At 53.7% G+C, this 21,262-nt stretch carries 22 protein-coding genes; 13 read left to right on the top strand and 9 right to left on the bottom strand.

The window, feature by feature from the left end; all coding sequences use genetic code 11:
• Nucleotides 1-8: 8 nt before the first annotated feature.
• The gene (gene coaD, locus NAZ64_RS10710) at nucleotides 9-488 is read left to right on the top strand and encodes a pantetheine-phosphate adenylyltransferase (protein ID WP_001171884.1); all 480 of its coding nucleotides are present in this window, start codon (nucleotides 9-11) and stop codon (nucleotides 486-488) included.
• Between the two features lie 27 nt (nucleotides 489-515).
• Here the strand turns inward: coaD and mutM are convergent, their stop codons facing one another.
• The 4 genes from mutM to radC all read right to left on the bottom strand — a co-directional run bounded on the left by mutM (nucleotide 516) and on the right by radC (nucleotide 2,730).
• Nucleotides 516-1,325 (bottom strand): bifunctional DNA-formamidopyrimidine glycosylase/DNA-(apurinic or apyrimidinic site) lyase, encoded by an 810-nt coding sequence (mutM, locus tag NAZ64_RS10715; protein WP_001114515.1) that lies wholly within the window; start codon nucleotides 1,323-1,325, stop codon nucleotides 516-518.
• A gap of 97 nt (nucleotides 1,326-1,422) precedes the next feature.
• Nucleotides 1,423-1,590 (bottom strand): 50S ribosomal protein L33, encoded by a 168-nt coding sequence (gene rpmG, locus NAZ64_RS10720; protein WP_001051798.1) that lies wholly within the window; start codon nucleotides 1,588-1,590, stop codon nucleotides 1,423-1,425.
• Between the two features lie 20 nt (nucleotides 1,591-1,610).
• Nucleotides 1,611-1,847: a 50S ribosomal protein L28 gene (gene rpmB / locus NAZ64_RS10725; protein WP_001519051.1), complete on the bottom strand. Its 237-nt coding sequence runs from the start codon at nucleotides 1,845-1,847 to the stop codon at nucleotides 1,611-1,613.
• 217 nt (nucleotides 1,848-2,064) lie between these two features.
• On the bottom strand, nucleotides 2,065-2,730 hold the full coding sequence (radC, locus tag NAZ64_RS10730; RefSeq protein WP_000380129.1) for a RadC family protein: 666 nt from the start codon (nucleotides 2,728-2,730) through the stop codon (nucleotides 2,065-2,067).
• A 175-nt stretch (nucleotides 2,731-2,905) separates the two neighbouring features.
• Here radC and coaBC point away from each other — a divergent pair, with 175 nt between their 5' ends.
• The 3 genes from coaBC (at nucleotide 2,906) to slmA (ending at nucleotide 5,266) form a co-directional block, all read left to right on the top strand.
• Complete coding sequence (gene coaBC / locus NAZ64_RS10735; protein WP_023207694.1) at nucleotides 2,906-4,126, top strand: bifunctional phosphopantothenoylcysteine decarboxylase/phosphopantothenate--cysteine ligase CoaBC; 1,221 nt, start codon at nucleotides 2,906-2,908, stop codon at nucleotides 4,124-4,126.
• The gene (dut, locus tag NAZ64_RS10740; protein WP_000976078.1) at nucleotides 4,104-4,562 is read left to right on the top strand and encodes a dUTP diphosphatase; all 459 of its coding nucleotides are present in this window, start codon (nucleotides 4,104-4,106) and stop codon (nucleotides 4,560-4,562) included. The genes coaBC and dut overlap by 23 nt, the downstream gene beginning before the upstream one ends.
• A 107-nt stretch (nucleotides 4,563-4,669) precedes the next feature.
• Entirely contained in the window at nucleotides 4,670-5,266 is a 597-nt protein-coding gene (gene slmA, locus NAZ64_RS10745; RefSeq protein WP_000818607.1) for a nucleoid occlusion factor SlmA, read from the top strand.
• Nucleotides 5,267-5,343: 77 nt separating this feature from the next.
• On the opposite strand, the gene pyrE is transcribed toward slmA, so the two are convergent.
• Both pyrE and rph read right to left on the bottom strand, forming a co-directional pair.
• Entirely contained in the window at nucleotides 5,344-5,985 is a 642-nt protein-coding gene (gene pyrE, locus NAZ64_RS10750) for an orotate phosphoribosyltransferase (RefSeq protein WP_023241116.1), read from the bottom strand.
• A 78-nt stretch (nucleotides 5,986-6,063) separates the two neighbouring features.
• Nucleotides 6,064-6,780: a ribonuclease PH gene (gene rph, locus NAZ64_RS10755; protein ID WP_001247078.1), complete on the bottom strand. Its 717-nt coding sequence runs from the start codon at nucleotides 6,778-6,780 to the stop codon at nucleotides 6,064-6,066.
• 125 nt (nucleotides 6,781-6,905) lie between these two features.
• Between rph and NAZ64_RS10760 the strand changes: the two genes are divergently transcribed.
• Nucleotides 6,906-7,769, top strand: a complete 864-nt coding sequence (locus tag NAZ64_RS10760; RefSeq protein WP_000621352.1) for a YicC/YloC family endoribonuclease — start codon at nucleotides 6,906-6,908, stop codon at nucleotides 7,767-7,769.
• A gap of 49 nt (nucleotides 7,770-7,818) precedes the next feature.
• On the opposite strand, the gene NAZ64_RS10765 is transcribed toward NAZ64_RS10760, so the two are convergent.
• Nucleotides 7,819-8,721 carry a LysR family transcriptional regulator gene (locus NAZ64_RS10765; protein ID WP_001050866.1) on the bottom strand — a complete coding sequence of 301 codons (903 nt, stop codon included), beginning with the start codon at nucleotides 8,719-8,721 and terminating at the stop codon, nucleotides 7,819-7,821.
• A 73-nt stretch (nucleotides 8,722-8,794) separates the two neighbouring features.
• On the opposite strand from NAZ64_RS10765, the gene NAZ64_RS10770 reads away from it, so the two are divergent.
• Together NAZ64_RS10770 and NAZ64_RS10775 are read left to right on the top strand one after the other, a co-directional pair.
• Nucleotides 8,795-9,676, top strand: a complete 882-nt coding sequence (locus tag NAZ64_RS10770) for an HARLDQ motif MBL-fold protein (RefSeq protein ID WP_076935887.1) — start codon at nucleotides 8,795-8,797, stop codon at nucleotides 9,674-9,676.
• A 250-nt stretch (nucleotides 9,677-9,926) separates the two neighbouring features.
• The gene (locus tag NAZ64_RS10775) at nucleotides 9,927-10,544 is read left to right on the top strand and encodes a trimeric intracellular cation channel family protein (RefSeq protein WP_000924334.1); all 618 of its coding nucleotides are present in this window, start codon (nucleotides 9,927-9,929) and stop codon (nucleotides 10,542-10,544) included.
• Here the strand turns inward: NAZ64_RS10775 and ligB are convergent.
• Nucleotides 10,541-12,226, bottom strand: coding sequence for an NAD-dependent DNA ligase LigB (gene ligB, locus NAZ64_RS10780; RefSeq protein WP_220569553.1), 1,686 nt, complete (start codon nucleotides 12,224-12,226; stop codon nucleotides 10,541-10,543). The genes NAZ64_RS10775 and ligB overlap by 4 nt on opposite strands.
• A gap of 256 nt (nucleotides 12,227-12,482) precedes the next feature.
• Between ligB and gmk the strand changes: the two genes are divergently transcribed.
• The 5 genes from gmk to recG are packed head-to-tail and all read left to right on the top strand — an operon-like array spanning nucleotide 12,483 to nucleotide 18,347.
• Nucleotides 12,483-13,106: a guanylate kinase gene (gmk, locus tag NAZ64_RS10785; protein WP_220569552.1), complete on the top strand. Its 624-nt coding sequence runs from the start codon at nucleotides 12,483-12,485 to the stop codon at nucleotides 13,104-13,106.
• A 54-nt stretch (nucleotides 13,107-13,160) separates the two neighbouring features.
• Nucleotides 13,161-13,436, top strand: a complete 276-nt coding sequence (gene rpoZ / locus NAZ64_RS10790; protein WP_000135058.1) for a DNA-directed RNA polymerase subunit omega — start codon at nucleotides 13,161-13,163, stop codon at nucleotides 13,434-13,436.
• An 18-nt stretch (nucleotides 13,437-13,454) separates the two neighbouring features.
• Nucleotides 13,455-15,566 carry a bifunctional GTP diphosphokinase/guanosine-3',5'-bis pyrophosphate 3'-pyrophosphohydrolase gene (spoT, locus tag NAZ64_RS10795; protein WP_000280467.1) on the top strand — a complete coding sequence of 704 codons (2,112 nt, stop codon included), beginning with the start codon at nucleotides 13,455-13,457 and terminating at the stop codon, nucleotides 15,564-15,566.
• A 4-nt stretch (nucleotides 15,567-15,570) separates the two neighbouring features.
• Nucleotides 15,571-16,260: a tRNA (guanosine(18)-2'-O)-methyltransferase TrmH gene (gene trmH, locus NAZ64_RS10800; protein ID WP_001068436.1), complete on the top strand. Its 690-nt coding sequence runs from the start codon at nucleotides 15,571-15,573 to the stop codon at nucleotides 16,258-16,260.
• Nucleotides 16,261-16,265: 5 nt separating this feature from the next.
• Nucleotides 16,266-18,347: an ATP-dependent DNA helicase RecG gene (gene recG, locus NAZ64_RS10805; RefSeq protein ID WP_220569551.1), complete on the top strand. Its 2,082-nt coding sequence runs from the start codon at nucleotides 16,266-16,268 to the stop codon at nucleotides 18,345-18,347.
• Between the two features lie 35 nt (nucleotides 18,348-18,382).
• Here the strand turns inward: recG and gltS are convergent, their stop codons facing one another.
• Nucleotides 18,383-19,588: a sodium/glutamate symporter gene (gene gltS / locus NAZ64_RS10810; RefSeq protein WP_183047711.1), complete on the bottom strand. Its 1,206-nt coding sequence runs from the start codon at nucleotides 19,586-19,588 to the stop codon at nucleotides 18,383-18,385.
• A gap of 227 nt (nucleotides 19,589-19,815) precedes the next feature.
• Between gltS and xanP the strand changes: the two genes are divergently transcribed.
• Nucleotides 19,816-21,207: a xanthine/proton symporter XanP gene (gene xanP / locus NAZ64_RS10815; protein ID WP_000115428.1), complete on the top strand. Its 1,392-nt coding sequence runs from the start codon at nucleotides 19,816-19,818 to the stop codon at nucleotides 21,205-21,207.
• Nucleotides 21,208-21,262: the final 55 nt, after the last annotated feature.

A 21,262-nucleotide genomic window follows, 5' to 3' on the forward strand; every position in this document is an offset into this window, starting at 1 on the left:
GGACTGTCATGCAAAAACGGGCGATTTATCCAGGCACGTTTGATCCGATTACTAACGGTCATCTCGATATTGTGACGCGCGCAACGCAGATGTTCGACCATGTCATTCTGGCCATCGCCGCCAGCCCCGGCAAGAAACCCATGTTCACCCTGGACGAACGTGTGGCGCTGGCGCAAAAAGCGACCGCACACTTGGGTAACGTAGAGGTGGTGGGCTTTAGCGACCTGATGGCCAATTTCGCCCGCGACAGACAGGCGAATATCCTGATTCGTGGTCTGCGCGCGGTGGCGGATTTTGAATATGAAATGCAGTTGGCGCATATGAATCGCCATCTGATGCCGCAACTGGAAAGCGTTTTCCTGATGCCGTCCAAAGAGTGGTCGTTTATTTCATCGTCGCTGGTCAAAGAAGTGGCACGCCATCAGGGCGATGTGACCCACTTTCTGCCGGACAATGTGCATCAGGCGCTAATGGATAAGTTGAAATAAGTTTCCTTCCTTGCCGGGCCTGGCGTTTTACTTCTGACAGTGACGGCAATAGAACGTCGCACGCTGTGCGTGTTTCGTTGCGACTATCGGCGTACCGCATACCCGACACGGCTCGCCTTTGCGCCCGTACACCTGCAACTCCTGCGCAAAATAGCCCGGTTTCCCATCGCTTTGCAGAAAATCCTTCAGCGTTGTCCCGCCTTGTTCAATAGAACGCAGCAAAACGGCTTTAATCACCCGTGCCAGCAGGTCGCACTCCTCTGTCGAGAGTGACGACGCCAGGCGGTCAGGGTGAATACCAGCGGCAAACAGCGACTCGCTGGCGTAGATATTCCCCACGCCGACCACCAGCTTGTTATCCATCAGCCAGGGTTTAATCGCCGTCTTCTTCTTCGCGCATTTCTGCTGCAAATATTCGCCATTAAACTCATCGCTTAGCGGCTCCGGTCCCAGATGCGCCAGTACGTTATGCCCTTCCAGCTCTTTGGTCCATAACCAGGCGCCAAAGCGGCGAGGATCGGTATAACGTAGAATTTTGCCATTGCTCATCACCAAATCGACATGGTCGTGTTTTTCCGCCGGCAGCGCTTCCGACAATATCCGCAGGCTTCCCGACATCCCCAGGTGAATAATTATCCAGCCGTCAGGCAGCTCCAGCAGTAAATATTTAGCACGACGCTGAACGCTAAGGACAGGTGTATCGCTCAGACGATAAATTTCGTCTGAAACCGGCCAGCGCAGACGGCCGTTACGGATATGGGCGTGCAGGATAGTAGCGCCAACTAAATGGGGTTCAATACCCCGGCGGCTGGTTTCAACTTCGGGTAATTCAGGCATAACGTCTCCGGCTGTGTGGCAGGTCTCATTAATATGGGGACGGCCAGAAAACAAAAAACCCCGCCGAAGCGAGGTTTTTGTTACATCAAAGCGAGAATTATTTGATTTTCGCTTCTTTGTAGATCACGTGCTGACGGACAACTGGATCGAATTTTTTCAGTTCCAGTTTTTCCGGTTTAGTACGTTTGTTCTTCGTAGTGGTATAGAAGTGACCAGTACCAGCAGAAGAAACCAGCTTGATTTTCTCACGAATACCTTTAGCCATGATTTATTTCCTCTTAGTACTTAGTACTTTTCGCCACGGGCACGCAGTTCAGACAGAACTGTTTCGATGCCTTTTTTATCGATGATACGCATACCTTTAGCAGATACACGCAGGGTGACAAAACGCTTCTCGCTCTCAACCCAGAAACGGTGAGAGTGCAGGTTAGGCAGGAAACGGCGTTTAGTCGCGTTCAGTGCGTGGGAACGGTTGTTACCGGTCACCGGACGCTTGCCAGTAACTTGGCAGACTCGGGACATGTCTATTCTCCAAAAATCAAATTAGCTCGAGCTTCGTATGGGGTATCGGCGCCTCGTCAGGCTTTACAGCCTGGTCATCGCGCAGTTCTATTGAACTCTCGATTGCCAGGCCCAAATGCCAAACCCGAGATTCTCAAAGGTGGCGTAGTATACGCTGACCCGGCGATATGCTCAAGTCCCGAACAGACAAAGATCCCGATGGATCGCGCAAAGAATCTTAAATCCAGCCGCGTTCGGCAAAAGAAACGTACTCTCCGCGCCCAATTATCAGGTGATCGAGCACCCGGATATCCATAAACTGGCAACACTTTATCACGCGCTCAGTGATAAGTTTATCTGCTTTACTTGGCTCTGCGCAGCCTGAAGGGTGGTTATGCGCCAGAATGACCGCTGAAGCATTGAGTTTAATCGCTTCCCGAACAATCTCACGCGGATGCACCTCTACGTGGTTAAGCGTGCCGGAAAACAGGCGGCTGTGCTGAAGCACCCGGTGCTGGGCATCGAGGAAGATCACCAGAAAGATCTCACGCTCTTCACCCGTCAGTTGGCTTTGCAGAAATTCCCGCGTCATTTCCGGACTCAGCAACGCACTTTCCTCATTCATGCGCACGCTGTAATAGCGCCTTGCCAGCTCAGCAATGCCTTTCAACTGCGCGAATTTCGCCAGGCCGATGCCGTTTACGCCGCGAAACTGCGCAAAGTCCGCCGACAGCAGGCCATACAGTGACCCAAAGTGCTGCAATATCTCTTTTGCCAACGTCATAACATCTTTTCCCGGCGTGCCGGTACGTAAAAAAAGCGCCAGCAGCTCCACGTCGCTGAGGGAAGCAATGCCGGATCTGAGCATTTTTTCACGCGGTAATAATTCGTCCAACGTATCCATACGCGCACCTCCTTTTTTAAGGAAGCGGCATAGTGGCATAGCCTTTGGGAGAGATCGACGCCCCGATTTTGTTCTTGCGTAGCGCCTCGCAAAGTGGAGCGCAGGCAACGACACGACGCCGTAGAGATTGTGATAAAATAGCCGCCTTTCAAAGTCACCCAACAGGAAAGACATGATGAGCCTGGCCGGTAAAAAAATTGTTCTCGGCATTAGCGGCGGTATCGCTGCGTATAAAACGCCGGAGCTGGTGCGCCGTTTACGTGAGCGCGGCGCTGACGTGCGCGTGGCAATGACCGAGGCGGCAAAAGCCTTTATTACCCCCCTGAGCTTACAGGCAGTGTCGGGCTATCCCGTATCCGACAGTCTGCTTGACCCTGCCGCTGAAGCCGCGATGGGGCATATCGAGTTGGGGAAATGGGCCGACCTGGTGATTCTTGCCCCCGCGACCGCCGATCTGATCGCCCGTGTAGCATCGGGTATGGCTAATGATTTAGTCTCCACCATCTGCCTGGCGACGCCAGCCCCGGTGGCCGTTCTTCCGGCCATGAACCAACAGATGTACCGCGCTGCTGCCACGCAACATAATCTGGAGGTGCTCGCCTCTCGCGGCCTGTTCATTTGGGGGCCGGATAGCGGCAGTCAGGCGTGCGGCGATGTAGGCCCAGGCCGAATGCTGGACCCATTAGTTATCGTTGATAAGGCCGCCGCGCATTTCGCTGCCGTCAACGATCTGCGACATCTTAATATCATGATTACGGCAGGCCCGACGCGCGAACCGCTCGACCCTGTGCGTTATATTTCCAACCACAGCTCAGGTAAAATGGGCTTCGCTATTGCGGCGGCCGCAGCGCGTCGCGGCGCAAATGTCACGCTGGTCTCCGGTCCCGTTTCGTTACCAACGCCGCCTTTTGTAAAACGGGTTGATGTCATAACCGCGCTGGACATGGAAGCCGCTGTTCAGGCCGCCGTTCAACAGCAGCACATTTTCATTAGCTGCGCCGCCGTGGCTGACTATCGCGCAGAGACTATCGCCAGTGAAAAAATCAAAAAACAGGCGGCGCAAGGTGATGAATTACTAATAAAAATGGTCAAAAACCCGGACGTTGTCGCCGGGGTGGCCGCACTCAGTGACAATCGACCCTACGTTGTTGGGTTTGCCGCGGAAACGAATAATGTGGAAGAATACGCCCGGCAAAAACGTATCCGTAAGAACCTTGACCTGATTTGTGCAAATGATGTTTCTCTTTTAAATCAGGGATTTAATAGCGATAAAAACGCTTTACACCTTTTCTGGCAGGATGGAGATAAAGTCTTACCGCTTGAGCGAAAAGAACTCCTGGGCCAATTATTACTCGACGAGATCGTGACCCGTTATGATGAAAAAAATCGACGTTAAGATTCTGGACCCGCGTGTTGGTCAGCAGTTTCCGCTGCCGACTTATGCTACTTCTGGTTCTGCCGGGCTTGACCTGCGCGCCTGTCTCGACGACGCCGTAGAACTGGCGCCTGGCGCAACAACGTTGGTGCCTACCGGACTGGCCATTCATATCGCCGATCCATCACTGGCGGCAGTCATGTTGCCGCGTTCGGGCCTGGGCCATAAACATGGTATCGTGCTGGGTAACCTGGTCGGGCTGATTGATTCCGATTATCAGGGGCAGCTGATGGTTTCGATCTGGAACCGTGGTCAGGACAGTTTTACCATTGAACCGGGCGAACGTATCGCGCAAATGGTGTTTGTTCCGGTCGTTCAGGCCGAATTTAATCTGGTGGAAGCATTTGACGCCACCGAACGTGGCGAGGGCGGCTTCGGTCATTCTGGCCGTAAGTAAATTTTACGCATCCCCATAACGTCATAATACTGCCGCAAGCGCTGAGTTTGCGGTTATAGCGTGGGTGCTCGCCTGGCAAGTGCTTATTTTCAGGGGTATTTTGTAACATGGCAGAAAAACAAACTGCGAAAAGGAATCGTCGCGAAGAAATACTTCAGTCACTGGCGCTGATGCTTGAATCCAGCGATGGAAGCCAACGCATCACGACGGCAAAACTGGCGGCCTCGGTCGGCGTTTCCGAAGCGGCGCTATACCGCCATTTTCCCAGCAAGACCCGCATGTTCGATAGCCTGATTGAGTTTATCGAAGATAGTCTGATTACCCGTATCAATCTGATTTTAAAAGATGAAAAAAACACCAGCACGCGTTTGCGCCTGATTGTGTTGCTGATTCTGGGTTTTGGCGAACGCAACCCTGGCCTGACGCGCATTCTTACCGGGCACGCGCTGATGTTTGAACAGGATCGCCTGCAGGGGCGCATTAATCAGCTTTTTGAACGCATCGAAGCGCAGCTCCGCCAGGTGCTACGAGAAAAAAGAATGCGTGAAGGCGAAGGCTACACGACGGATGAAAATCTGCTGGCAAGCCAACTGTTAGCCTTCTGTGAAGGTATGCTTTCACGGTTCGTGCGTAGCGAATTTAAATACCGCCCAACGGACGATTTCGACGCCCGCTGGCCGCTCATTGCCGCTCAGCTACAGTAACGCTGACTGGATAGAGGCTCACGCCTTATCCAGGCGAAAGAAACATAAGCCCGGTAAAGCGCCACCGGGCAATTCGCTTACACGCCAAATTCTTCCCGGTATGCTCGCACAGCCGCCAGATGCTCAGCCATATCAGGTTTTTCCTCCAGATAGGCAATCAGGTCTTTCAGCGTAATGATGGAGATAACCTTACAACCATAGTCGCGCTCCACTTCCTGAATCGCGGAAATCTCGCCGCGGCCACGTTCCTGACGATCCAGCGAAATCAGTACGCCAGCCAGCGTAGCCCCGTGCGCCTGAATAATCTCCATCGACTCGCGAATCGCCGTACCTGCGGTAATCACGTCATCCACCAGCATCACGCGGCCCTGTAGCGCGCTGCCCACCAGACTCCCGCCTTCGCCATGATCTTTTGCCTCTTTGCGGTTAAAGCAGTACGGCAGGTCTTTATCGTGATGTTCCGCCAGCGCAACCGCCATCGTCGTCGCGATCGGAATACCTTTGTACGCGGGGCCAAACAGCAGATCAAATTCAATACCGGAATCCACCAGCGCTTCGGCATAAAAACGGCCTAACAACGCCAGGTCGCGCCCGGTATTAAACAGCCCGGCGTTGAAGAAATAGGGGCTTTTGCGCCCGGATTTCAGCGTAAACTCGCCAAACTTTAGTACCTGCTTGTTAAGCGCAAACTCAATAAACTGGCGCTGATACGGTTTCATGGATTCGCTCCTTTTCTTACTTTCATCATTTACGAAATTTACGGACAAAAAAAAGGCGACTTTTCAGTCGCCTTAAAATCAATTTTCTAACGCCGCCTTCTGCGTCGCCACAATGGATTCAATTCCCCCTCGGGCCAGCGCCAACAAAGTGAGAAGTTCTTCATGGCTGAACGGCTCGCCTTCCGCGGTACCCTGTACTTCAATAATGCGGCCGTCTTCAGTCATCACGACGTTCATGTCGGTTTCTGCGGCGGAATCTTCAACATATTCCAGATCGCAGATCGCTTCGCCGTTAACGATGCCTACGGAAACCGCCGCCACCATGCCTTTCATCGGGTTGGTTTTCAGCTTACCGTTGGCAACCAATTTATTCAGCGCATCCGCCAACGCCACGCAGGCACCGGTAATAGACGCTGTACGCGTACCGCCATCGGCCTGGATTACATCGCAGTCCAGCGTAATGGTAAATTCGCCGAGCGTTTTCAGATCGACCGCCGCACGCAGCGCACGCGCGATCAAACGCTGAATTTCCATAGTACGACCGCCCTGCTTACCCTTTGCTGCTTCACGCGCATTACGGGTATGGGTAGCGCGAGGCAACATGCCATACTCTGCGGTGATCCACCCCTGTCCTTGTCCTTTCAGAAAACGTGGGACGCCTTCTTCAATGGAGGCGGTGCACAACACTTTGGTATCTCCAAATTCGACCAGTACCGAGCCTTCAGCGTGTTTTGTATAGTTACGGGTCAGGGTTACGGGACGCACCTGATTAGCGCTACGGCCTGCTGGACGCATATTGAGATCTCCGGCTTAAAACGAATGTGGCTGCGCATTATACGGACTTCCGATGGTTATTCCTATCCTGACAAGGCCTGGATAGCTATAATCCCCTCATCTCTCCTTTAAAAACGGGAACATCTATGATCCGCAGTATGACCGCCTACGCCCGGCGTGAAATCAAGGGTGAATGGGGTAGCGCGACCTGGGAAATGCGCTCGGTAAACCAGCGTTATCTGGAAACTTACTTTCGTCTGCCGGAACAGTTCCGTAGTCTTGAACCCGTCGTGCGCGAACGCATTCGTACACGCCTGACGCGCGGCAAAGTCGAATGTATGCTGCGTTTTGAACCCGATGCCAGCGCGCAAGGCGAGCTTATTCTGAATGAAAAGCTCGCGAAACAATTAGTTAGCGCCGCAAACTGGGTCAAAATGCAGAGCGACGAAGGGGAAATCAATCCGGTTGATATTTTGCGCTGGCCAGGTGTCATGGCGGCGCAAGAGCAGGATCTGGACGCGATTGCCGCAGAAATTTTAGCCGCGCTGGACGGTACGCTGGATGACTTTATCGTCGCGCGCGAAACGGAAGGCCAGGCGCTGAAAGCGCTGATTGAACAACGGCTGGAAGGCGTCAGCGCCGAAGTAGCGAAAGTCCGCGCGCATATGCCGGAAATCCTGCAATGGCAGCGTGAGCGCCTGGTCGCGAAGCTGGAAGATGCTCAGGTTCAGTTGGAAAACAACCGTCTGGAGCAAGAGCTGGTGATGATGGCGCAACGCATTGATGTGGCGGAAGAGCTGGATCGTCTGGAAGCGCACGTCAAAGAGACTTACAACATTCTGAAGAAAAAAGAGGCGGTAGGTCGCCGTCTGGACTTCATGATGCAAGAATTTAACCGTGAGTCGAACACCCTGGCCTCCAAATCCATCAACGCTGATGTAACTAACTCCGCTATTGAATTAAAAGTGTTGATCGAGCAAATGCGCGAGCAAATCCAGAATATTGAATAATTCTGGCGCTCAATATGTCACAGAGCCCGCCTTATGCGGGCTCTCGCGTTTATCGGTAGTACGTTTTTAATTTCCGGCGGATAGCGTCGATAAGGCGCCGCTTCCACTCTACCGTCGAAGCCCGATACTGCATAAAAATAGCGCCTTCCGCCTGCTCCCCGGCAAGCGGCAGGACAAAAAGACCGCGCTTATCGGATAAATTTTCATACCAGGGACGCGGTACAATCGCCATTAGCGGCGCCGACTGGACAGCAGGCGCAAGTTGACTGTAATCATGACAAACAAACGCCAGCGGACGTTCAAACCCGGCACGAGCCTGCTGCCTGTCCAGTTCATTGTTCTCTTTTGTCCACGGCAAACAGTAAATGTGTTGATAATGCTGTAGATCAGCAAAATTCAACGCTGTGGCATTCTCCAGACGTGAACGCAATGGCGCGCCATAAACCGCGATCAAACGCGTAGTCCCCACCCGCTCGTAATGCAGAGCGCTGACCTGCTTTTGATGGTCGCCAATTGCCAGCACCAAATCAACCGAGCTATCCAACAGTTCATCACGCCAGGGTCGGCGGGCAAAAGGAAGGCACTCGATCACCGCCTGATGAAGATGACCTTTCTCTGCGAGAACGGGCGTAAGCAGCGCGTTCAATGCGGGAGGAAGTACCACCCGGAAACAACGGGAGCCGTTCTCTTTATCGCCAAACAGCTCCTCATTAAGCGAAACAAACACAGGTGCCAATTTGTCACGCAGCGCCTGCGCATAAGGCGTAGCAATCTGGCGGTTCCCTTCCCGTCGAAACAACGGATCGTTTAGCGCATCGCGCAATCTCATTAGCGCATGACTTACCGCAGAAGGCGACAAAGCCAGCTTTTGCGCCGTTTTCCCCGTAGAGCTCGTCTCCAGCAGTACATACAGTACTTTTAACAGATTCATATCCATTTGCAGCAAGTTCATTAAACGTCTCTCTTATTGAACCTGGCTAAATTACTGCCAGGTATACTGCGGGCGCTTCAATCAGGAGAACATTATGAATCGCTATGTATTATTCTTTGTATGTATATTTTCAACATCAGCACTTCCTGCCATGGCGGCATTAGATCCTTCACAACCGTTATCACCCGCGCCTCCGTTATCACTGTTTAAAGCGTGGGCTAAGCCTATGAAGCCGTTTCAAATCACAGAAGGCGTGTGGTATGTCGGCACGGAAAATCTCTCTTCTATTCTGCTGACCACTCCGGCAGGGCATATTCTTATTGATGCGGGGTTGGATGAAAGTGCACCGCAAATTAAAGCGAATATTGAAGCGGCAGGATTCCGCCTCACAGACATACGCTATCTATTGAACAGCCATGCGCGGCTGGATCAAGCGGGGGGCATGGCACGTTTGAAAGCGTGGAGCGGCGCACAATTGGTCGCCAGCCAACCCAACGCCGATCAGATGGCGAGGGGTGGACGAGAGGATTTTGCGCTTGGCGATGCGCTCCCCTTCCCGCCCGTCACCACTGATAAAATTATCCACAACCAGGAAAGCATCAGCCTCGGAGGGATAACCGTGACAGCACTATTCACGCCTGGACATCTACCCGGCTCAACCTCCTGGCGCGTAACGCTCCGCAACGGCAAGACGCTAATTTACGCAGATAGTCTCGCCACACCTGACTATCTGCTGATTAACAACAAAAATTACCCTGACCTGGTTACTGATATTCAAGGTAGCTTTAAGACACTGGCCGCCCAGCATGTTGATATCTTTATTGCCAACAAAGGTGACCGCTTCGGGCTACTGGAGAAACGACAACAACTTCGCAACGGCGATACACAGGCATTCTTTGATTCCAATGGCTTGCAACAGTATGTGGAACGCTCGCGCCAGCGCTTCATCACACAACTTACCGCACAGCAGCCATAATGAAATGACTCACCGGCGGCGCGTCCAGGGCGCCGTTCAGGTAATTTATCTAAGTCAAAACAGAAAAACCTTGCATACAATAAACCACAAAAATTATGTGCAATTTATTGATATATATAATAAATAATTATTAACCATAAATTTAAAATCATTACTAAAATTTATTAATCGTATAATGCCTTAGAAAATCTCAATCGTGATACAGCGCACAAATCGTTAATCTTCGCCCCCAGTAAATTAGGGGGAAATCATGCTGTTGCACGTTCTTTATTTAATTGGCATCACTGCCGAGGCCATGACGGGCGCACTCGCTGCGGGTCGCCGTCGCATGGATACATTCGGCGTAATTATTATTGCTACCGCCACCGCCATTGGTGGAGGCTCGGTTCGCGACATTCTGCTCGGTCACTATCCGCTGGGTTGGGTGAAGCATCCCGAATATGTCATTATTGTGGCGACTGCCGCTGTATTGACCACCATTGTTGCTCCCGTCATGCCCTATTTACGCAAGCTTTTCCTGGTACTTGACGCGCTGGGGTTGGTGGTTTTCTCTATTATTGGCGCTCAAATAGCCCTTGATATGGGCGAAGGGCCAATTATCGCCGTGGTGGCCGCCGTCACTACCGGCGTCTTTGGCGGCGTGCTCCGCGATATGTTCTGCAAACGCATTCCACTGGTGTTTCAAAAAGAGCTATATGCCGGCATTTCGTTCGCCTCGGCGGTGCTCTATATTGCGCTACAACATTACGTCATGAATCCGGATGTCGTCGTTATCTCTACGTTACTGTTTGGCTTTACAGCAAGGTTATTAGCGCTACGTCTTAAACTTGGCCTGCCGGTATTTTATTACCGCCATGAAGGGCACTAAGACCCAAATCCGGGAATATGCTGAGCAGACAGCCATCTGCTCAGCGCTTTGATCTGCGGATTATCCTGCCAGTCGATAACTCTCCCGGCACGACGCTCGCCCGTCGCTGGCAACTGCCGCCAGTGTTGCTCTGTTCGCATTAATAACTGCTCCCATGAACGATCGCCGCTGGCCTGTAATGCGGCCTGCGTTAAGGGGATATCCATCGCCATGATCCAGCGGGTAAACGACTGCCGGCGCGCCAGGTTAAATTGCCGCCATATCTGCTCGCTTTTTCCTTTAGCAAAGCCTGGCGTGTTGGCTATTTGCGCTGACGTCAGGGTAAGCCAGGAGAAGATATGCTCAAAGCGATGCGTCTGATGCAAGGCCCGCCAGCTGGCTTCACCCATTCCGTCCAGACCCAACGCCGACCGTGACCCCAGCCATATCAGCCTGGAGATAAACTGTTCCTGACACGTTGCCGACGCGTAAAAGCAGGTCAGCGAGTTGAAATGGCTATCAGGCGGTACAGGCTTACTCCGCTCACGACTCCGCCAGACGACCTCATCAAGTCGGGGAATGCCTTGCCCGGCCAGACTCACCAGGATCTGATCGCCCGGCGCGATATCCCACGCTTCCCAACGCTTCACAGAACCGATATTGACCCGCTGAACCCGCTTATCATCCAGTATAACGGGGACAAGCGACGCTACTACGGTAATTTTGCCGCTTTTCCCCACCGAGAACTGAATAGCGCTCACTTGCGCGACCTGCGCTACTGGCGGATATTTCCATGCTGCCAGCCAGTCGCCCTGCCCGGGTCGCCAGTATTGTGCCGCGGGCTCTTTAGCCATGCGTATCACTACGCCATCCGTCACAAAGGGCAACGCTGACGTCAGCCATGACTGGCGCGCCCGCTCGACCTCGCTGGCATATTTTACCACCAGGGAATATTTCTTCGTCAGACTGAATCCAGCCTTAGCAAGTTGGCTTAATCTTTCGGGCATATTTGCCGGACCGTCCGGCCACGCCCAAATAAAAATACCCAACGAATTTAGCGCGGAGGCGTTATCCTGGCGCATTAACATTCCTGCGACTTTCGAGCGCGCATTCATCCCGCCCATCCGTTGCTGGATATGTCCCTCGCGCTGTAGAAAGATTTCGCCCTGCAACACCGCGTTAGCAAACGCGCCTTGTGTTGTCTGCGGTATAGAGGGGATCAGGCGAATTTTTGGCGTCCAGTCCTCGCCTTGTAGTCCGTTACCCCGGCTGATAGCCCTGGTCAGTTTACCGTTTTGATAAACCAGCGTTACCGCTACACCATCCACTTTTGGTTGTACCCAAAGCTCGCTGCGCCCGCGCATCCACTGTTCTACCGCCTGTCGGTCCGCGAGTTTGCGTACGCCCGTATGCGCAACAGGGTGCATTGTTGTACCGTTTAACGGCGGTGAAACCGGAGTAGATGATACATCCTGACCAACACAGCGTTGCCACTGAACCAGCCTTGCGCTGAGTTGGTCGTACACACTATCGTCAACCGCGCTAACACCTTGTTTCCAGTAGATGTCATTCCAGTCAGCGAGCTGTTGCTGTAAACGGGCGATTTCTTCAGCGGCCCTTGCTGGCGGCCAGGCCGGGCAAAGCGCCCCACTCTGCGAATGCCACAATAAAATTCCCCACGCCATACTTTTCCATAATCTCATCACGACCTCCTGCGCACATTGCCCGGCAGGTATAGCGCTTTAGTGAATAAAAACCGACAGGTAAAAATGCATCATCCGAGCCGCTTTCCAGATTTTTTGGTGGGTTGCTGCAACGACGCGATAAAAGCGGAAAAAGGGATGCAAAATGCAATAATCTGGCGCAAAAAGTGTGACAAAGACTACGTCGCATAACGGCGATGTGTATAATAAGCCCGTATCAAGGCTCTATTTCGATAATCACAGACGTAAGATACTCATGGCTCAAGGTACGCTTTATATTGTTTCTGCCCCCAGTGGCGCGGGTAAATCCAGCCTGATTCAGGCTTTATTAAAAACCCAACCGTTGTATGACACTCAGGTTTCCGTTTCACATACCACGCGCTCGCCGCGTCCTGGTGAAGTGCACGGTGAGCACTATTTCTTTGTAAATCATGATGAGTTTAAAACCATGATTGGCAGGGAGGCGTTTCTGGAGCACGCGGAAGTGTTTGGCAATTACTACGGCACTTCGCGCGAAACCATTGAGCAAGTGCTGGCAACCGGCGTTGATGTTTTTCTCGATATCGACTGGCAGGGCGCCCAGCAAATTCGCGAAAAGATGCCGCAAGCACGCAGCATTTTTATTTTGCCGCCGTCAAAGATCGAATTGGATCGCCGTTTACGCGGCCGCGGGCAAGATAGCGAAGAAGTCATTGCCAAACGAATGGCGCAAGCGGTTGCAGAAATGAGCCATTACGCCGAATATGATTATCTTATTGTGAATGACGACTTTGATACCGCGTTAAGCGACTTGAAAACCATCATTCGCGCTGAACGTCTGCGTATGAGCCGCCAAAAGCAGCGTCATGACGCTTTAATCAGCAAATTGTTGGCAGACTGAACCCACTTTCAGTATCATGCCCAGTCATTTCTTCACCTGTGGAGCATTTTAAGTATGGCACGCGTAACTGTTCAGGACGCTGTAGAGAAAATTGGTAACCGTTTTGACCTGGTACTGGTCGCCGCGCGTCGCGCTCGTCAGATGCAGGTAGGCGGAAAGGATCCGCTGGTACCGGAAGAAAACGATAAAACTACCGTTATCGCGCTGCGCGAAATCGAAGAAGGTCTGATTAACAACCAGATCCTCGACGTCCGCGAGCGCCAGGAACAGCAAGAGCAGGAAGCCGCTGAATTACAAGCCGTTACCGCTATTGCTGAAGGTCGTCGTTAATCACAAAGCGGGTCGCCCTTGTATCTGTTTGAAAGCCTGAATCAACTGATTCAAAACTACCTGCCGGAAGACCAGATTAAGCGTCTTCGGCAGGCGTATCTCGTTGCACGTGACGCTCACGAGGGCCAGACACGTTCAAGCGGTGAACCCTATATCACGCACCCGGTAGCGGTGGCCTGTATTCTGGCCGAGATGAAACTCGACTACGAAACGCTGATGGCCGCTCTGCTGCATGACGTGATTGAAGATACCCCCGCCACCTATCAGGACATGGAACAGCTTTTCGGTAAAAGCGTTGCCGAGCTGGTAGAGGGGGTGTCGAAACTTGATAAGCTCAAGTTCCGCGATAAGAAAGAGGCGCAGGCCGAAAACTTTCGCAAAATGATTATGGCGATGGTGCAGGATATCCGCGTCATCCTCATTAAGCTTGCTGACCGTACCCATAACATGCGCACGCTGGGCTCGTTACGCCCGGATAAACGTCGTCGTATTGCCCGTGAAACCCTCGAAATCTACAGCCCGCTGGCGCACCGTTTAGGTATTCATCACATCAAAACCGAGCTGGAAGAGCTGGGTTTTGAAGCGCTGTATCCCAATCGTTACCGCGTCATTAAAGAAGTGGTAAAAGCGGCGCGCGGCAACCGTAAAGAGATGATCCAAAAAATCCTCTCTGAAATCGAAGGACGTTTGCAAGAGGCGGGAATTCCGTGTCGCGTTAGCGGTCGCGAAAAACATCTTTACTCGATCTACTGCAAAATGGTGCTCAAAGAGCAGCGTTTTCACTCCATCATGGACATTTACGCTTTCCGCGTCATCGTTCATGACTCCGATACCTGCTATCGCGTACTCGGCCAGATGCACAGTCTCTATAAGCCGCGTCCGGGACGGGTAAAAGACTATATTGCCATTCCCAAAGCGAACGGCTATCAGTCTTTGCACACCTCGATGATCGGCCCGCACGGCGTTCCTGTTGAAGTCCAGATCCGTACCGAAGATATGGATCAGATGGCGGAAATGGGGGTCGCGGCGCACTGGGCGTATAAAGAACACGGCGAGACCAGTACCACAGCGCAGATTCGCGCCCAGCGCTGGATGCAGAGCCTGCTGGAGCTACAACAGAGCGCCGGTAGTTCGTTTGAATTTATCGAAAGCGTAAAATCCGATCTCTTCCCGGATGAGATTTACGTTTTCACCCCGGAAGGGCGCATTGTCGAACTGCCCGCTGGCGCTACGCCGGTGGATTTTGCCTATGCAGTGCATACCGACATCGGTCACGCCTGCGTCGGCGCGCGTGTCGACCGGCAGCCTTATCCGCTGTCACAGCCGCTTAGCAGCGGTCAGACCGTCGAAATTATTACCGCGCCAGGCGCGCGTCCCAACGCCGCCTGGCTGAACTTTGTCGTCAGCTCTAAAGCGCGCGCTAAAATTCGTCAGTTGCTGAAAAACCTCAAACGTGATGACTCCGTAAGCCTGGGCCGTCGTCTGCTTAACCATGCTTTAGGCGGTAGTCGTAAGCTGGCGGAAATTCCGCAGGAAAATATTCAGCGCGAACTGGATCGTATGAAGCTGGCAACGCTTGACGATCTGCTGGCGGAAATCGGTCTCGGCAACGCGATGAGCGTAGTGGTCGCGAAAAATCTGCAGCAAGGCGAAGCCGTGGTGCCGACCGTTGCGCAATCGAATCACGGCCACCTGCCGATTAAAGGCGCGGATGGTGTGCTTATCACCTTTGCGAAGTGTTGTCGTCCGATCCCCGGCGACCCGATCATCGCTCACGTCAGCCCAGGTAAAGGACTGGTGATCCACCATGAATCCTGCCGTAATATCCGTGGATACCAGAAAGAGCCAGAGAAATTTATGGCGGTCGAATGGGACAAAGAGACGGAGCAGGAATTCATTACCGAAATCAAGGTGGAAATGTTTAACCATCAGGGCGCGCTGGCTAACCTGACGGCGGCGATTAATACGACCACCTCCAATATTCAAAGTCTGAATACTGAAGAGAAAGATGGTCGCGTCTATAGTACCTTTATTCGCCTTACCGCACGCGATCGCGTACATCTGGCGAATATCATGCGCAAAATCCGCGTGATGCCAGACGTTATTAAAGTCACCCGTAACCGAAACTAGCGCTATGAATCCAAAACGTTATGCGCGTATATGCGAAATGCTCGCCAGGCGTCAGCCTGATCTCACGGTCTGCATGGAGCAAGTCCACAAACCTCATAACGTTTCTGCAATCATTCGTACCGCAGATGCCGTTGGCGTCCATGAAGTCCATGCTATCTGGCCAGGTAGCCGGATGCGCACCATGGCTTCCGCGGCGGCGGGCAGCAACAGTTGGGTACAGGTGAAAACTCACCGTACCATTGGCGATGCGGTAGCCCATTTGAAAGGACGGGGAATGCAGATTCTGGCAACCCATCTTTCTGATAAGGCCGTAGACTTTCGAGAGATTGATTACACGCGCCCGACCTGTATTCTGATGGGTCAGGAGAAAACCGGTATTACTCAGGAAGCATTAGACCTGGCGGATCGGGATATCATCATTCCGATGATCGGCATGGTACAGTCGCTGAACGTTTCCGTCGCCTCCGCGCTCATTCTTTATGAAGCCCAGCGCCAGCGGCAGAACGCGGGCATGTATCTGCGTGAAAATAGCATGTTGCCGGAAGATGAACAGCAGCGCCTGCTGTTTGAGGGTGGTTATCCGGTGCTGGCGAAAGTCGCTAAACGTAAAGGTCTGCCTTATCCTCGCGTCAATCAGCAGGGCGAAATAGACGCCGATGCTGACTGGTGGGCGACGATGCAGGCGGCAGGGTAATCACCATGTCAGGCCGCTTGTTAGACGCTGTTCCGCTCAATTCCCTGACAGGCGTCGGCGCAGCGCAAAGCAGTAAACTGGCGAAAATTGGCCTGCACACCGTGCAGGACCTCCTGCTCCACCTCCCTCTGCGTTACGAAGACCGCACCCATCTCTACCCCATTGGCGAACTGCTGCCTGGCATCTACGCCACCGTTGAAGGTGAAGTGCTGAACTGCAATATCACTTTCGGCGGTCGTCGGATGATGACCTGCCAGATTAGCGACGGTTCCGGCATTCTTACCATGCGCTTTTTCAATTTTAACGCGGCGATGAAAAACAGCCTGGCGACGGGGCGGCGTGTGCTGGCCTACGGGGAAGCGAAGCGCGGCAAGTATGGCGCAGAGATGATCCATCCGGAATATCGCCTGCAGGGCGATCTCAGCACGCCGGAACTTCAGGAAACGCTCACCCCCGTCTATCCGACCACCGAGGGCGTGAAGCAAGCGACACTGCGCAAGCTTACCGATCAGGCTCTGGAGTTGCTCGACACCTGCGCCATTGCCGAACTACTGCCGCCGGAACTGGCGCAGGGTATGATGAGCCTGCCGGAAGCGCTACGTACCTTGCATCGCCTGCCGCCGACGCTCCAGCTCGCCGATTTAGAAACCGGCAAACACCCGGCGCAGCGGCGGCTTATTCTTGAAGAGCTACTGGCGCATAATCTCAGTATGCTGGCGCTTCGCGCAGGCGCGCAGCGCTATCACGCTCAGCCGCTAAGTACCAACAACATATTGAAAGACAATCTGCTGGCGTCGTTGCCGTTTAAACCCACCAGCGCGCAGGTGCGGGTGGTGGCAGAGATCGAACGTGATATGGCGCTCGATGTGCCGATGATGCGTCTGGTTCAGGGCGACGTCGGCTCAGGGAAAACGCTGGTTGCAGCGCTTGCCGCCTTGCGCGCTATTGCCCACGGTAAGCAGGTGGCGCTGATGGCGCCGACCGAATTGCTGGCTGAACAGCACGCAAATAATTTCCGCAACTGGTTCGAACCGTTGGGCGTTGAAGTGGGTTGGCTGGCGGGTAAGCAAAAAGGTAAAGCGCGTCAGGCGCAGCAAGAGGCTATTGCCAGCGGTCAGGTGCAGATGATTGTCGGCACCCACGCTATCTTTCAGGAACAGGTGCAGTTCAACGGCCTGGCGCTGGTCATTATCGATGAGCAGCACCGCTTTGGCGTCCACCAGCGGCTGGCATTGTGGGAAAAAGGCCAGCAGCAGGGCTTTCATCCGCATCAGTTGATTATGACCGCAACGCCCATTCCGCGCACCCTGGCGATGACTGCCTACGCCGATCTCGATACCTCGGTGATTGACGAGCTACCGCCGGGCCGTACCCCTGTCACTACCGTTGCTATTCCGGATACCCGTCGCCATGAAATCATTGATCGTGTGCGCAACGCCTGCACAACCGAAGGCCGTCAGGCCTACTGGGTCTGTACGCTGATTGAAGAGTCCGACCTGCTGGAAGCGCAGGCGGCGGAAGCCACCTGGGAGGAGCTCAAGCTGGCGTTACCGGAGTTGAATATTGGCCTGGTACACGGCCGCATGAAGCCCGCCGAAAAACAGGCGGTGATGCAGGCCTTTAAGCAGGGTGAACTGCATCTGCTGGTCGCCACTACGGTGATTGAGGTGGGGGTCGATGTTCCTAACGCCAGCCTGATGATTATTGAAAACCCCGAGCGGCTGGGCCTGGCGCAGCTGCACCAGCTCAGAGGACGCGTTGGCCGTGGCGCGGTCGCGTCGCACTGCGTGCTGCTCTATAAATCGCCGTTGTCGAAAACGGCGCAGAAGCGTTTACAGGTATTGCGCGACAGCAACGACGGCTTTGTGATTGCACAAAAAGATTTAGAGATTCGCGGCCCGGGGGAATTACTGGGCACGCGCCAGACGGGTAATGCCGAATTTAAAGTAGCTGATTTGCTGCGCGATCAAGCCATGATCCCCGAAGTTCAGCGTATTGCCCGTCATATTCACGAACGTTATCCGCAGCAGGCACAAGCGCTGATTGAGCGCTGGATGCCGGAAACCGAACGTTATTCCAACGCCTAGTGAGCACGGCGGCTTTAATGCCGCCGTACAAACTATTATTGCGCGAAAATCGGTAACAGCAGGTACAGCTTGATCACCAACGCATTGACGATATCGATAAAGAACGCGCCGACCATCGGCACCACCAGGAACGCCATATGCGAGGGGCCAAAACGGTCGGTAATCGCCTGCATATTAGCAATGGCGGTCGGCGTTGCGCCCAAGCCAAAACCACAGTGACCCGCCGCCAGCACCGCCGCATCGTAGTTTTTCCCCATCATGCGCCAGGTGACGAAGATCGCGTACAGCGCCATGAAGATGGTCTGTACCACCAGAATCGCCAGCATCGGCAGCGCCAGCGACGCCAGTTCCCACAGCTTCAGGCTCATCAGCGCCATTGCCAGGAACAGTGACAAACTCACGTTCCCCAGCACCGAAACAGCACGCTCAAATACGCGATAAAAACCCACCAGCGCCAGGCCATTGCTGAGGATCACCCCAACAAATAGCACACAAACGAAGACCGGCAGTTCAAGCACCGTTCCCGCCAGTAGCTGCGCTACGATTTTGCCCACGGTCAGACAGATAGCAATCAGGGCGATGGTTTCGATTAGCACCAGAGAGGTGATCATACGGCCCACATCCGGCTTTTCAAAGGCCGTCGGCACGGCCTGATCGTCAGGCATTCCATCCGGCGTGGTGGAGTGTTTCACCAGATAACGCGCTACCGGGCCGCCAATCAACCCGCCCAGCACCAGGCCAAAGGTTGCACATGCCATTGCAACTTCGGTGGCACTGGCAAAACCATAACGTTCGACAAACAGTTTACTCCACGCCGCGCCGGTACCGTGTCCGCCGGACAGCGTAATTGACCCGGCAATCAGCCCCATTAACGGGTCCAGCCCCAACAGACTCGCCATGCCGATACCGATGGCATTCTGCATCAGCAGTAATCCGACCACGACTACCAGGAAGACGCCAACAACACGCCCCCCCTTGCGCAGGCTGGCAAGGTTAGCGTTAAGGCCGATCGTCGCGAAAAACGCCAGCATCAACGGATCGCGCAGGGTCATATCAAAGTTGACCTCCCAACCGACGCTTTTTTTCAGTACCAGCAGAGCAACCGCAACCAGTAACCCCCCCGCCACCGGTTCCGGAATCGTATATTTCTTCAGTAAGGAGACAGACTGGACCAGCTTGCGACCCAGTAGCAGCACCAGCGTGGCGGCGACAAGGGTCGATAAGGTATCGAGTTCAAACATTTAAAGCTCCTGTAGTGCGCTGTGACACGTGCGCACAAATCATTTCCTGAGTCAGTTTTTTAGCTCTTTGCGAGTCTTCGGCATGGATTTTAAGCAGAAAAAGGCAAAAAGTTATATAAAAAGGTGCATTTATCTTTTTTAAATATTAAGAATATTCGCTCGCAATCGTTTGCTTTTACCACCTGGTCAGATAAAATCATCGCTTTTCCACCACGAGAATGTCCCTGATGTCCGTTAACGCCATCGAGCCGGCAGATGCGCAACCGGTTGCGCAGACGCAAAACAGCGAATTAATTTACCGTCTTGAAGATCGCCCGCCGCTCCCTCAAACCCTTTTTGCCGCTTGTCAGCATCTGCTGGCCATGTTTGTCGCGGTAATCACGCCAGCGCTGTTAATCTGCCAGGCGTTGGGTTTACCGGCGCAGGATACGCAGCACATTATCAGCATGTCGCTGTTCGCCTCCGGCGTAGCCTCTATTATTCAAATCAAAGCGTGGGGGCCGGTAGGATCGGGGCTGTTATCCATCCAGGGAACCAGTTTTAACTTTGTCGCCCCGCTGATTATGGGCGGTACCGCGCTGAAAACCGGCGGCGCGGACGTCCCGACGATGATGGCGGCGCTGTTCGGCACGCTGATGCTGGCAAGCTGCACCGAGATGGTGCTTTCTCGCATTCTACATCTGGCGCGCCGGATTATCACGCCGTTAGTCTCCGGCGTCGTGGTAATGATTATTGGCCTGTCGCTGATTCAGGTGGGGCTAACCTCCATCGGCGGCGGCTATGCCGCAATGAGCGACAACACCTTTGGCGCACCGAAAAACCTGCTGCTGGCCGGCGTCGTCCTGGCCATTATTATCCTGCTCAATCGGCAGCGTAATCCCTACCTGCGCGTGGCTTCTTTGGTTATTGCCATGGCGGCTGGCTATCTTTTGGCCTGGTTTATGGGCATGTTGCCTGAGAATAACGCGCCGGTCTCACAGGACATCCTGATGGTGCCGACCCCGCTGTATTATGGTCTGGGCATTGACTGGAACCTGTTACTGCCGTTGATGCTGGTCTTTATGATTACGTCGCTGGAGACCATCGGCGACATCACCGCCACCTCTGATGTCTCCGAGCAGCCGGTATCCGGCCCCTTGTACATGAAACGGCTAAAGGGCGGCGTACTGGCTAACGGCCTGAACTCATTTGTTTCAGCGGTATTTAATACGTTCCCGAATTCCTGTTTCGGTCAGAACAACGGCGTAATTCAGTTGACCGGCGTCGCCAGTCGCTATGTGGGATTTGTCGTCGCGCTGATGCTGATTGTGCTCGGCCTGTTCCCGGCGGTAAGCGGTTTTGTGCAGCATATCCCGGAACCGGTGCTCGGCGGCGCCACGTTGGTGATGTTCGGCACCATTGCCGCCTCCGGGGTGCGTATTGTCTCGCGTGAGCCGCTGAACCGCCGCGCGATTCTGATTATCGCCCTGTCGCTGGCCGTGGGTCTTGGCGTCTCGCAACAGCCGCAGATCCTGCAGTTCGCGCCGGAATGGGTGAAAAATCTGCTCTCATCCGGAATTGCCGCTGGCGGCATCACGGCTATCGTGCTGAACCTGATTCTCCCGCCGGAAAAACCGTAAAAACCCTGCGGCGGCGACACGATTCGCCGCTGCTGTAACGCTCTTTCACCATTCC

It is taken from the genome of Salmonella sp. A1325 (assembly GCF_056991255.1).

What these genes read in the sequence shown, in the direction of transcription:
- mutM (WP_001114515.1), bottom strand. Translation starts at nt 1,325, where the DNA reads ATGCCTGAATTACCCGAAGTTGAAACCAGCCGCCGGGGTATTGAACCC.
- coaBC (WP_023207694.1), top strand. Translation starts at nt 2,906, where the DNA reads ATGAGCCTGGCCGGTAAAAAAATTGTTCTCGGCATTAGCGGCGGTATC.
- gmk (WP_220569552.1), top strand. Translation starts at nt 12,483, where the DNA reads ATGGCTCAAGGTACGCTTTATATTGTTTCTGCCCCCAGTGGCGCGGGT.
- trmH (WP_001068436.1), top strand. Translation starts at nt 15,571, where the DNA reads ATGAATCCAAAACGTTATGCGCGTATATGCGAAATGCTCGCCAGGCGT.
- NAZ64_RS10760 (WP_000621352.1), top strand. Translation starts at nt 6,906, where the DNA reads ATGATCCGCAGTATGACCGCCTACGCCCGGCGTGAAATCAAGGGTGAA.
- coaD (WP_001171884.1), top strand. Translation starts at nt 9, where the DNA reads ATGCAAAAACGGGCGATTTATCCAGGCACGTTTGATCCGATTACTAAC.
- rpmG (WP_001051798.1), bottom strand. Translation starts at nt 1,590, where the DNA reads ATGGCTAAAGGTATTCGTGAGAAAATCAAGCTGGTTTCTTCTGCTGGT.
- rph (WP_001247078.1), bottom strand. Translation starts at nt 6,780, where the DNA reads ATGCGTCCAGCAGGCCGTAGCGCTAATCAGGTGCGTCCCGTAACCCTG.
- NAZ64_RS10765 (WP_001050866.1), bottom strand. Translation starts at nt 8,721, where the DNA reads ATGAACTTGCTGCAAATGGATATGAATCTGTTAAAAGTACTGTATGTA.
- recG (WP_220569551.1), top strand. Translation starts at nt 16,266, where the DNA reads ATGTCAGGCCGCTTGTTAGACGCTGTTCCGCTCAATTCCCTGACAGGC.
- dut (WP_000976078.1), top strand. Translation starts at nt 4,104, where the DNA reads ATGATGAAAAAAATCGACGTTAAGATTCTGGACCCGCGTGTTGGTCAG.
- NAZ64_RS10775 (WP_000924334.1), top strand. Translation starts at nt 9,927, where the DNA reads ATGCTGTTGCACGTTCTTTATTTAATTGGCATCACTGCCGAGGCCATG.
- rpoZ (WP_000135058.1), top strand. Translation starts at nt 13,161, where the DNA reads ATGGCACGCGTAACTGTTCAGGACGCTGTAGAGAAAATTGGTAACCGT.
- xanP (WP_000115428.1), top strand. Translation starts at nt 19,816, where the DNA reads ATGTCCGTTAACGCCATCGAGCCGGCAGATGCGCAACCGGTTGCGCAG.
- rpmB (WP_001519051.1), bottom strand. Translation starts at nt 1,847, where the DNA reads ATGTCCCGAGTCTGCCAAGTTACTGGCAAGCGTCCGGTGACCGGTAAC.
- ligB (WP_220569553.1), bottom strand. Translation starts at nt 12,226, where the DNA reads ATGAGATTATGGAAAAGTATGGCGTGGGGAATTTTATTGTGGCATTCG.
- slmA (WP_000818607.1), top strand. Translation starts at nt 4,670, where the DNA reads ATGGCAGAAAAACAAACTGCGAAAAGGAATCGTCGCGAAGAAATACTT.
- pyrE (WP_023241116.1), bottom strand. Translation starts at nt 5,985, where the DNA reads ATGAAACCGTATCAGCGCCAGTTTATTGAGTTTGCGCTTAACAAGCAG.
- NAZ64_RS10770 (WP_076935887.1), top strand. Translation starts at nt 8,795, where the DNA reads ATGAATCGCTATGTATTATTCTTTGTATGTATATTTTCAACATCAGCA.
- gltS (WP_183047711.1), bottom strand. Translation starts at nt 19,588, where the DNA reads ATGTTTGAACTCGATACCTTATCGACCCTTGTCGCCGCCACGCTGGTG.
- radC (WP_000380129.1), bottom strand. Translation starts at nt 2,730, where the DNA reads ATGGATACGTTGGACGAATTATTACCGCGTGAAAAAATGCTCAGATCC.